The organism is Citreimonas sp. (genome assembly GCF_042096055.1).
In the GTDB taxonomy this organism is placed as follows: Bacteria; Pseudomonadota; Alphaproteobacteria; order Rhodobacterales; family Rhodobacteraceae; genus Citreimonas.
On record NZ_JBELMH010000094.1, the window covers coordinates 1 to 10,449 of the forward strand.

The following is a 10,449-nucleotide window of genomic DNA, read 5'->3' on the forward strand; positions in this document are numbered from 1 at the left end:
GCTGGACGAACGCCAGGTCGAGGACCTGCAGGAGATTTTTCCGACGCTGCTGCTGTTCGGCGATCCCGCCCAGCTTCCGCCGGTTAAGGACACCAGCGGCGGGATGGTCTTCGACCGGCTGAAGCCGAGCCAGGTTATCGAGCTGAAGCGTATCCACCGCCAGGCCGCCGACAACCCGATCCTCGACCTTGCGCATGCACTGGCCGACCCGGCGCTGGACTTCGACGATTTCGAGCGGCTGGTGGCGGAGAAGGCCCGCGCGGACGACCGTGTGCGGCTGGCCGAGCGGGTCGAGGTCGACCTGATGGCGCGCAGTCCGGTGCTGGTCTGGCGCAACGCCACCCGCATCCGCCTGATCCACGCCTTCCGCAACGTGCACGGCGCCCCCGAGGACAGCCTGCTCGAGGGTGAGCCGTTGATCTGCGACGGGATCGAACTGCCGCTGAAGCACCGCAAGAAACGTCTCGATCTCGAGGCGCGCGGGCTGATCAAGGGTGCGCAGGTGATCTACCTCGGCCCCGGGCGCAAACCGGGGTTCTCGCGCCTGCATGTGGTCGGCGCGCCAGAACCGCAGGTCTCTGCCGCGTCCATCGTCAAGATCGAGAAGCCCGACGCCGAAGAGCCGTTCATTCCCTTCGCCGCACGCATGGGGGCGACCTTCCTGCACGGCGCGGCGGTGACGATCCACAAAGCGCAGGGCTCGCAATGGGAAGACGTGCAGGTCTTCGCGCCCGACCTGTTCGCGGCCGCCCGCATGGGCCGAAGCGAGGCCGGGCAGCCGTTGTGGAAACGTTTGGCATACGTGGCGATCACGCGGGCGCAGTCGCGGTTGCACTGGGTCGTTCGCAACCGCCTGTCGCGGCCGGGCGGGCCCCTGCGTGTCGACGACCTGCAGAGCGTGGCCGCGCCGTTGACCCTGGCGCCCGAGACCGAGGGCTAGGGGCGCCGGGGCCGCTCACGGCTGCGCCGCATCGCCCCGCCCGCCGTCCTACCGAAGTCAGATCGCGACGATCTGCTTGCCGCGATTGCGGCCCTGAAGCAAGCCGATGAACGCTTCGGGCGCGTTTTCCAACCCTTCGGCCACGTCCTCGAGGAACGCGACCTCGCCCGCGGCGACCTTGGGCGCCATGTCCTTCAGGAACTCCGGATAGCCGTCCCAGTGATCGAAGATGATGAAGCCGTCGATGCTCAGCCGCTTGACCAGCACCGCGCGCCAGGTGGCGGGCAGCCGGTCGGCGCTGTCCTCGACGCCGCCGTACCACGCGATCGTGCCGCAGACGGGGATGCGGCCGTGGGTGTTCATCAGCGGCAGGACCGCCTCGAGCAGCTTGCCGCCCACGTTCTCCCAGTAGATGTCGACGCCGTCGGGCGCCGCCTCGGCCAGCGCAGCGCGCAGCGCGCGCGCGTCGTCATGGGCGCGGTGGTCGATGGCGGCGTCGAAGCCGAAGGTCTCGGTCGCGAGCTTGCACTTCTCGGGGCCGCCCGCGACGGCGACGGTGCGCAGGCCGGCGGCCTTGGCCAGTTGTCCGACCAGCGAGCCCACCGGCCCGGTTGCGGCGCCGACGACCAGGGTTTCTCCCTTCTGCGGGCGGCCGTACTTGCGCAGGCCGGTCCAGGCGGTGAAGCCGGGCATGCCCAGCACGCCGAGCGCGGTGGTCGGCGGCAACCCTGCGTCGAGCTTGCGCAGCTGGTCGGCCGGCAGCACCGCGTGGCTGGTCCAGCCGGTGATGCCGGTGACCATGTCGCCCTCGGCGAAGCCGTCGGCGCGCGACGCCATCACGCGGCCCACGCCTTGGCCGGTCATCACCTCGCCGAGGTTCACCGACGGTGCGTAGCTTTTCGCGTCGTCCATCCGCCCGCGCATGTAGGGGTCGAGCGAGAGGTGCGTCACGGAAACCAGCACCTCGCCCGCCTTCGGCTCGGGCAAGGGCGCGGTCTCCAGCGCAAAATCGTCGGGAACGGGCATGCCCTTGGGGCGGCGGGCGAGCGTGATGCGGCGCATCTGGTCGGTCATGTAAGCTCCTGTCGGGAAAGCGGTTGCACCATCCGGCGCGTTCCGGTCAGTCTACGCCGACACAGGCTGACGGCAAGGGGAGGTCCGGATGCACGTTCCAAGCAAGCACGCGCCGCGGCTCGCCGCGCGCCCGATGCGCCGCCACGGCGACGCGGCCCGATGAGTGCGGACGATCTGCGCGCGCTTGCGCCGCGGAAATCGGGCTGGGTGATGCTGGACGCGTCGCGGGTGAATGCCTTCGCGGGCGTGACCGAGGACTGGCAGTTCGTGCATTTCGACGACGAGCGCGCCAGGGCCGAGACGCCGTTCGGCGGGGCGATCGCGCACGGGTTCCTGACGCTGTCGATGCTGTCGGCGATGTCCTACGAAGTCACCGAGGACCTGCCCGAGCTGGCGACCAGCGTGAACTATGGCTTCGACCGCATCCGGTTCGTGACGCCGGTGCCGGTGGGCAGCCGCATCCGGGGAACCTTCGCGGTCGCCGACGTGGACGAGGGCGAGGGCTGGCTGAACATCCACTGGGACGTCGAGCTCGAGATCGAGGGCGGCGACAGCCCCGCGCTGGTGGCGAGCTGGATCACCCGCGCCTTTCTGAAGGAGTGAGCGATGGACCGCGGCATCACCGATCCGGACGCGCCGGGTTTCGAGGGCGAGGCGCTGTATCCCTTCGCGCGGCACCTGGGGATGCGGATGCTCGACTGGTCCGAAGGGGCCGCGCGGTTCACGCTGCCGGCAGCGCCGGAACTGATGAACCGGCACGGCAACCTGCATGGCGGGGTGCATGCCTCGCTTCTGGACACGGTGATGGGCTACGCGGGCTGCTGGACGGGCGATCCGGAGCGGCCGCAGATGTGCCTGACCCTGACCCTGAACGTGCAGTACCTGTCGCGCCCGAAGGGAGAGACCCTGATCGCCGAGGGGGTCAAGACCGGGGGCGGGCGGAGCACTTTCTTCGCGGAAGGGACGATCCTGGACGAGACGGGCGAGGTGATCGCCAAGGGGACAGGGACGTTCCGGTACCGGCGCGGATGAGGTGTCCCATCGTGGGACATGCAGGCGCCCCAAGAAAATCAATGGCTTGCAGAGACGGATTTACCAAATCGTAACGATGTCCCACGCGCGGGGCCGGCGCGGACCGGCCCCGGCGCCGGCCGATCAGCCCTCGGCGGCGGCGCGGATGGCGCGGATGTTCTCGCCGTAGACATGCGCCTTGTCGACCGAGCCGCCGCGGAACACGGCGGAGCCCGCGACCAGAACGTCGGCGCCGGCGCCCACCACCAGCGGTGCGGTGCGCGTGTCGACGCCGCCGTCGATCTCGATATGCACCTCGCGGTCGCCGATCATCTCGCGCAGGCGGCGGATCTTGCCGGTCAGGTCGAGGAACGACTGCCCGCCGAAGCCGGGGTTCACCGTCATCACGCAGACCAGGTCCGCGAGGTCGAGCAGATGCTCGACCGCCTCGGCCGGCGTGCCGGGGTTCAGCGCCACGCCCGCCTTCATGCCCGCCGCGCGGATCGCCTGCAGCGTGCGGTGCGTGTGCGGCCCGGCCTCGACATGCGCGGTGAGGATGTCGGCGCCGGCCTCGGCATAGGCGTCGATGTAGGGATCGACCGGCGCGATCATCAGGTGCACGTCCATCACCGTGGTGACGTGCCGGCGGAACGCCTTCACCGCCGGCGGCCCGAAGGTGAGGTTGGGCACGAAATGCCCGTCCATCACGTCCACGTGGACCCAGTCGCCGCCCTGGTCCTCGATCGCGCGGATCTCGCGGCCGAAATCGGCGAAGTCGGCGGACAGGATCGAGGGCGCGATCTTCACGCGGCGGTCGAACGTCATGGGCATGTCTCCGGGCAAGGTCAGTAGCCGGCGTCGCGGTCGACCAGGTGCACCATCGGCTTGCCGGTCTCGTTGCGCCAGATGTTGTCGGCGATCGCGCGCGAGGCCGAGGGCGGGCGGGTTTCCGACGCGATGTGCGGCGTTACGGTCACCTTGGGATGCGCCCAGTAGGGATGGTCGGCGGGCAGCGGCTCGGTCCGGAAGACGTCGAGCGTGGCGTGCGCCACCTGGCCCTCGTCCAGCGCCTCGAGCAGGGCGTCGTCGTCGATCAGCGGCCCGCGGCCGGGGTTGATGACGAAGGCGCCCGGCGCCAGCAGCGCGAGGCTGCGGGCGTTGAGGATGTTTTCCGTCTGCGGTGTCTGCGGCAGCAGGGTGATGACCACCTGCGCGCCGCGCAGCGCGCGGGCCAGACCGTCGGGGCCGTGCAGGCATTCGATGCCGGCGACGCGCTTCTCGGTCCGGCTCCAGCCGGTGACGTGGAAGCCCAGCGTGCGCAGCGCGCGCCCGCACGCGGTGCCGAGCGCGCCGAGGCCGAGGATGGTCACCGGACGCTCGGCCGCCAGCGGCGGCGCGGTGTCGTCCCAGCGGTGATCGGGGTTCACGATATGGGCGTCGAGCCCGAGATGGTAGCGCATCACGTGGCCGGTGACGTATTCCACCATGCCCTGGGTCAGGCCCTCGTCGTCGACCATGCGCGCCAGCGGCACCCGCAGCGTCTTGTTGCCGACGACGTTTTCCACCCCGGCCCAGAGGTTCAGAACCGCCTTGAGGCGGGTGAACGGCGTGAAGTCCTGCACGTCCGAGCTGGGCGCGTAGATGATGTAGTCGACGGTCTCGGGCTCCATCCGCGTCGACAGGACGTAGTCGAGGCCGTCGGCGTCGAGCGCGGTGCGCAGGTGGCTTTCGTATTGCGCCCAGCGATCGGCGGGCGCGGCGAACAGGATGTTGACGCTCATGGACTCTCTCAGCGGGGGCGGTGGATGTGGGCGCTTTGTACCAGCCCGAAGGCGATCATCAAGACGAGCATCGCCGAGCCGCCGTAGCTGACCAGCGGCAGCGGCACGCCGACCACGGGTGCGAGGCCCATGACCATCGACATGTTCACGGCGAAGTACAGGAAGAAGGTCAGGCCGACGCCCAGCGTCAGCAGCGACGAGAACCGGTCGCGGTTGGCCAGCGCCGAGACGATGCAGAACACCAGCACGAGGATGTAGAGACCCAGCAGCGACATCCCCCCGATGAAGCCGAATTCCTCGGAGAGCGTGTTGAAGATGAAGTCGGTGTGCTTTTCCGGCAGGAAGTTCAGCCGCGACTGCGTGCCCTGCATGAAGCCCTTGCCGGTCCAGCCGCCCGAGCCCATGGCGATCTTGGCCTGGGTGATGTGGTAGCCCGCGCCCAGCGGATCGCTCGAGGGGTCAAGGAACGTGTCGATGCGGCGGTACTGGTAATCCTTCAGCAGCTGCCAGTCTGTGCCGCGGCTTTCGAAGACCATCCGGATCGTGCCGGCCCCGAGGCCCATGACAACGGCGAAATACAGCCAGTGCACGCCGGCGAGGAACATCATCAGCGCGCCGGCGATGGTCAGCAGCAGCGCGGTGCCGAGGTCGGGCTGCGTCAGCACCAGCCCCGTGGGCAGCAGGATCAGCACCACCGGCAGCAGCACCCAGAACGGGTGCGAGGTGCGCCGCAGCGGCAGCCAGTCGTAATAGGCCGCGAGGATCATCACCAGCGCGATCTTCATCACCTCGGACGGCTGCAGCCGCATGAAGCCGAGGTCGATCCAGCGCTGCGCGCCCATGCCGATCTCGCCGAAGAACTCGACCAGGACCAGCAGGCCGAGCGCGCCGAGATAGGCCAGCACCGCCATGTTGCGCCAGAACCAGATCGGCACCAGCGCGACGGTGAACATCGCCGCCAGCCCCAGCACGTAGCGCTTCATCTGCGGCTCGGCCCAGGGGCGGAACGAGCCGCCGGCGACCGAGTAGAGCATCAGGAAGCCCACGCCCGCCACCGCCGAGAGCAGCACCACCAGCGGCCAGTTCAGGTACAGGACCTTGCGCCAGCCCGAGGGCACCGTCTTGACGTTGTATTCGAGGTAGCTCATGCGCGGCTCTGCTCGGCGGCGCGGCGCAGGCGGCGCTCGCGTTCCAGCCGCTCCTGCTGGGCCTCGATGCGGGTGCGCTGGGCCGACGGGTAGGCGTCGAGCGGCGGCGTGTCGCCGTAGAGCGCCTGCAGCGTGACGTCGCGCGCGATGGGCGCCGCCGCGGCCGAGCCGCCGCCGCCGTGTTCGACGACGACCGAGACCGCGATGCGCGGGTTGTCGGCGGGCGCGAAGCTGACGAACAGCGCGTGGTCGCGTTCCTCCCACGGCACCTCGTCGTTCTTGACCACGCGGTTGAGCACCTGTGCCGTGCCGGTCTTGCCGGCCATGAGCATGGTCTCGGTCTCGATGCGCGAACCGTAGGCGGTGCCGCGGCGGTCGTTCATCACCGCGTGCATGGCGCGCTGCACCCAGCGCAGGTGCTGCGGGTTCAGGCCCAGGTCCTCGCCGGCGCGCGACTCGGTCTCGACCCCGTCGACGCGGCGCACCAGGCGCGGCGAGATCGCGCGCCCGGTGGCGATGCGCGCCGACATCACCGCCAGCTGCAGCGGCGAGGTCAGGATGTCGCCCTGGCCGATCGAGACGTTGACCGTGTCCCCGATGCGCCAGCCGTCGTTGCGCACGCGCTGCTTCCACTCGATGTCCGGGACCAGCCCTTCGGTCACGGCGGACATGGGGATGTCGGGGGCGCTGCCCAGGCCCAGCTTGCGCGCCATGGCGGCGATGTTCTCGATCCCGACCTTCAGCGCGAGGTCGTAGTAGTAGACGTCGCAGCTTTCGCGCATCGACGCCTCGAGGTTCATGTGCCCGTGGCCGCCACGCTTCCAGCAGCGGAAGGTGCGCGTGCCCACCTGGTACGAGCCGGGGCAGAACACGGTCTCGTCCGGGCCGATCACGCCGGCGGCCAGCGCCGCGAGCGCGGTGACCATCTTGAAGGTCGAGCCGGGCGGGTAGGCGTCCTGCACGGTCTTCGAGGCCAGCGGCCGGCGGATGTTCTCGCGCAGCACGCCGTAATCGGCGACCGAGATGCCGCGCACGAACTTGTTCGGGTCGTAGGACGGCGCCGAGGCGATCGCCAGCAGGTCGCCGTGCTCGAGGTCCATCACCACGACCGAGGCACTCTCCTCGCCGAGGCGGGCGTGCACGTATTCCTGCAGCGCGTTGTCGACGGTCAGCTGCAGGTCGCCGCCGGCCTCGCCCTCGCGGCGGTCGATCTCGCGCATGACGCGGCCCGTGGCGTTGACCTCGACGCGCTTGGTGCCGGCGCGGCCGCGCAGGGTTTCCTCGTGGTGGAACTCGATCCCGACCTTGCCGATCTGGAAGCGCGGAATGCGCAGCAGCGGCGGCGGATCCTCGTAGCGGGCGAGGTCGCGCTCGGAGACCGGGCCCACGTAGCCCGCGACGTGGGCGTAGAGACCGCCCAGCGGGTAGTAGCGCGACAGGCCGACCTCGGGGGCGACGCCGGGCAGGGCGGGGGCGTTCACCGCGACGCGGCTGACCGCCTCCCAACTGACGCGATCGGCGATGGTCACCGGCAGGAAGGGCGCGGCGCTGCGCCGGATCTCGGCCAGCGCGCGGTCGATCGCGGGGCCGTCGAGCTCGATCAGCTGCGCCAGGCGCTGGACCACCACCTCGACGTCGTCGGCATCCTCGGGGACCAGCGTGATGCGGTAGGCCGGCGCGTTATCGGCGATGATGCGCCCCTCGCGGTCGAAGAGCCGCCCGCGCGCCGGTGGCAGCAGGCGGATGTTGATGCGGTTCTCCTCGGCCAGCAGGCGGAACTCGTCGGCCTGGTCGACCTGCATGTGCCGCATCCGCGTGGCCAGCACGCCGGCGAAGCCCAGCTGCAGCCCGCCCAGGATCAGCCCGCGGCGGGTGATGCGCCGGGCGCTCTGGGCGGTTTCCTTCGGTGTCCTTTTCATGCGCCGCGTCCCACGGGGTCGAATTCGCCCGGCGCGCTGCGACGCACGCCGAAGGCGGTGTGGCTGATCGCCGCCACCAGCGGGTAGGCGATCAGCGTCATGCCGTACTGCATCGCGTGCAGCGCCAGCGTTCCGGGCCCCACGACCAGCAGCCCCAGCGCGATGCGGTAGACCACCGTGATCACCATCAGCGCGGTCGCCACGGTCAGCCATTCGGCGAAGAACGTGTTGCCGCGGATGCGCCGGTCCTGGACCTTGAGCCATTCCGCCGCCAGCAGCACCAGCGCCGCCCACAGGCCCGGTGGGCGCTGGGTCAGCAGGTCGGCCAGCAGCATCACGGCCGCGATCGACAACATGGGCACGAAGTCCGGCCGCCGCAACGCCCAGACGAAGGTCAGCGCCACCAGCAGGTCGGGCCCGGCGATGCGGGCGGGCGTGATCTGCATCGGCAGCAATTGCGCGAACAGGATCAGCAGCGCCAGCAGCGGGTAGACCGCGCGCATGAGCCAGAGACGGGCGACGCTGCGCTCAGCCATTGGTCGGCCCCAAATCGTCGCTGGCGGTGTCGTCGAGCAGCGTGTCGGGCGCGGGCGGGCCCTGCGGCTCGCGCGTGCCGGGCGGCAGGTCGGGCACGATCAGCGACGACGGCGCCCGCACGCGGCGCGAGCCGTGGTCGCGCAGCACGCGCAGGAATTCCAGCCGCTCGTAATCCGCCGCAAGCCGCGCGCGCGCCCGGCCGCCCGGGTCGAGCGCCACCTGGCCCACCAGCAGGCCCGGCGGGAAGACCTCGCCGTCGCCCGAGGTGACGATGCGGTCGCCGGGACGCACCAGGTCGGGGTCCTCGATGAAGTCGATGTGGGGGGCACCCGAATTGTCGCCCACCACCAGCGCGCGCTGCCCCGAGGGCTGGATGACCGCCGGGATGCGGCTGGTCGCGTCGGTGAGCAGGATCACCCGGCTGGTGTTCGGCCCGACGCCCGAGATCCGCCCGACGAGGCCGATGCCGTCCATCGTGGCCCAGCCGTCGACGATGCCGTCGCGGCCGCCCACGTTGATCAGCACCGATTGCCGGAAGGGGCTGCCGCTGTCGGCCAGCACGACGCCGGTGATGTAGGTCAGCCGCGGGTCGAGCTGCACGTTGTTGAGGTCGCGCAGGCGGGCGTTTTCCTGTTCCAGCTGCAGCGCCGCCTCTTTCCAGGCGGTCATCTGGCGCAGCTCGCGGCGCAGCTCCTGGTTCTGGGCGCTGATGCGCTGGTAGGACTGGAAGTCGCGCAGCAGGTTCACGGTGCCGGTGACCGGCGCCATCGCCCAGTCCATGCGCGGCACGACGCGGTCGACCACGTGGGCGCGGAAGCGCTCGACCCGCGGGCTGTCGATGCGCCACAGCAGGAACAGCCCCAGCAGCACAAGCGCCAGGATCACCAGCAGCAGCCGCTTCAGCGGGCCGGTGAAGTCATCGCGGGATCTGTCCTGGGCCAATGGCTTGTCGTCCGGGTTCGGTCATTCTGCCGATCGCGGCAGAAGGCACTGCCCCTTCCGCCGCGGTTGCGCCCTCAGCTGTCGTAGTCGATCGCGTGGCGCAGCTGTTTTTCGAATTCCAACGCCTTTCCGGTGCCCAATGCAACGCAGTTGAGGCTTTCGTCGGCGATCGACACCGCAAGGCCCGTCTGTTCGCGCAGCGCGAGGTCGAGATCGCCCAGAAGCGCGCCGCCGCCGGTCAGCATCACGCCGCGGTCGACGATGTCGGCGGCGAGGTCCGGGGGCGTCTGTTCGAGCGCGGTCATCACCGCCTCGCAGATCTGCTGGACCGGCTCGCTCAGCGCCTCGGCGATCTGGGCCTGGCTGATCTCGGTTTCCTTGGGCACGCCGTTCAGAAGATCGCGGCCGCGGATCTGCATCGAGCTGCCGCGCCCGTCATCGGGCATCCGCGCCGAGCCGATCGAGGTCTTGATGCGCTCGGCGGTCGATTCGCCGATCAGCAGGTTCTGCTGGCGGCGCAGGTACGAGATGATCGCCTCGTCCATCCGGTCGCCTCCGACGCGGACCGAGCGGGCATAGACGATGTCTCCCAGCGACAGGACCGCGACCTCGGTCGTGCCTCCGCCGATGTCGACGACCATGCTGCCGGTGGGGTCGGTGATGGGCATGCCGGCGCCGATGGCCGCCGCGATGGGTTCCGAGATCAGGCCGGCCTTGCGCGCGCCCGCGCTGAGCACCGACTGCCGGATCGCGCGCTTTTCCACCGGGGTGGCGCCGTGCGGCACGCAGACGATGATCTTGGGCTTCGAGAAGGTCGAGCGGCGGTGCACCTTGCGGATGAAGTGCTTGATCATCGCCTCGGCGGTGTCGAAGTCGGCGATCACGCCCTCGCGCATCGGGCGGATCGCCTCGATGCTGCCCGGCGTGCGGCCGAGCATCAGCTTGGCGTCCTCGCCCACGGCGAGCACCTTCTTCACGCCGTCCTTGACGTGGTAGGCGACGACGGACGGCTCCGACAGGATGACCCCGCGTCCCTTGACGTAGACCAGCGTGTTCGCCGTCCCGAGGTCGATGGCCATGTCCGCCGAAAACATGCC

The 10,449-nt window shown here is 70.0% G+C and carries 11 protein-coding genes; 3 read left to right on the plus strand and 8 right to left on the minus strand.

The features are described from left to right. Positions 1-940 (plus strand): ATP-binding domain-containing protein (locus ACFDTC_RS15700; RefSeq protein ID WP_375259829.1); only part of this gene is annotated, 940 nt, incomplete at its 5' end. Positions 941-997: 57 nt separating this feature from the next. On the opposite strand, the gene ACFDTC_RS15705 is transcribed toward ACFDTC_RS15700, so the two are convergent. Beyond that, a complete protein-coding gene (locus ACFDTC_RS15705; protein ID WP_375259830.1) occupies positions 998-2,014 on the minus strand; it encodes an NADP-dependent oxidoreductase in 1,017 nt (338 codons plus the stop codon). A 159-nt stretch (positions 2,015-2,173) separates the two neighbouring features. Between ACFDTC_RS15705 and ACFDTC_RS15710 the strand changes: the two genes are divergently transcribed. After that, positions 2,174-2,617 (plus strand): MaoC family dehydratase, encoded by a 444-nt coding sequence (locus ACFDTC_RS15710; protein WP_375259831.1) that lies wholly within the window; start codon positions 2,174-2,176, stop codon positions 2,615-2,617. Between the two features lie 3 nt (positions 2,618-2,620). Continuing rightward, on the plus strand, positions 2,621-3,046 hold the full coding sequence (locus ACFDTC_RS15715; RefSeq protein WP_375259832.1) for a PaaI family thioesterase: 426 nt from the start codon (positions 2,621-2,623) through the stop codon (positions 3,044-3,046). A gap of 123 nt (positions 3,047-3,169) precedes the next feature. Here the strand turns inward: ACFDTC_RS15715 and rpe are convergent, their stop codons facing one another. From rpe to ACFDTC_RS15750, 7 genes are all read right to left on the minus strand, one after another. Then, on the minus strand, positions 3,170-3,850 hold the full coding sequence (gene rpe, locus ACFDTC_RS15720) for a ribulose-phosphate 3-epimerase (RefSeq protein WP_375259833.1): 681 nt from the start codon (positions 3,848-3,850) through the stop codon (positions 3,170-3,172). 20 nt (positions 3,851-3,870) lie between these two features. Next, complete coding sequence (locus ACFDTC_RS15725) at positions 3,871-4,806, minus strand: 2-hydroxyacid dehydrogenase (protein ID WP_375259834.1); 936 nt, start codon at positions 4,804-4,806, stop codon at positions 3,871-3,873. An 8-nt stretch (positions 4,807-4,814) separates the two neighbouring features. Further along, positions 4,815-5,954, minus strand: coding sequence for a rod shape-determining protein RodA (gene rodA, locus ACFDTC_RS15730; protein WP_375259835.1), 1,140 nt, complete (start codon positions 5,952-5,954; stop codon positions 4,815-4,817). After that, complete coding sequence (mrdA, locus tag ACFDTC_RS15735; RefSeq protein ID WP_375259836.1) at positions 5,951-7,873, minus strand: penicillin-binding protein 2; 1,923 nt, start codon at positions 7,871-7,873, stop codon at positions 5,951-5,953. The genes rodA and mrdA overlap by 4 nt, the downstream gene beginning before the upstream one ends. Then, on the minus strand, positions 7,870-8,409 hold the full coding sequence (locus ACFDTC_RS15740) for a rod shape-determining protein MreD (RefSeq protein ID WP_375259837.1): 540 nt from the start codon (positions 8,407-8,409) through the stop codon (positions 7,870-7,872). The genes mrdA and ACFDTC_RS15740 overlap by 4 nt, the downstream gene beginning before the upstream one ends. After that, positions 8,402-9,352, minus strand: coding sequence for a rod shape-determining protein MreC (gene mreC / locus ACFDTC_RS15745; protein ID WP_375259838.1), 951 nt, complete (start codon positions 9,350-9,352; stop codon positions 8,402-8,404). Before mreC ends, ACFDTC_RS15740 begins: the two co-directional genes overlap by 8 nt. A 74-nt stretch (positions 9,353-9,426) precedes the next feature. Then, positions 9,427-10,449: rod shape-determining protein (locus ACFDTC_RS15750; RefSeq protein WP_375259839.1), on the minus strand; the 1,023-nt coding region annotated here is incomplete at its 5' end.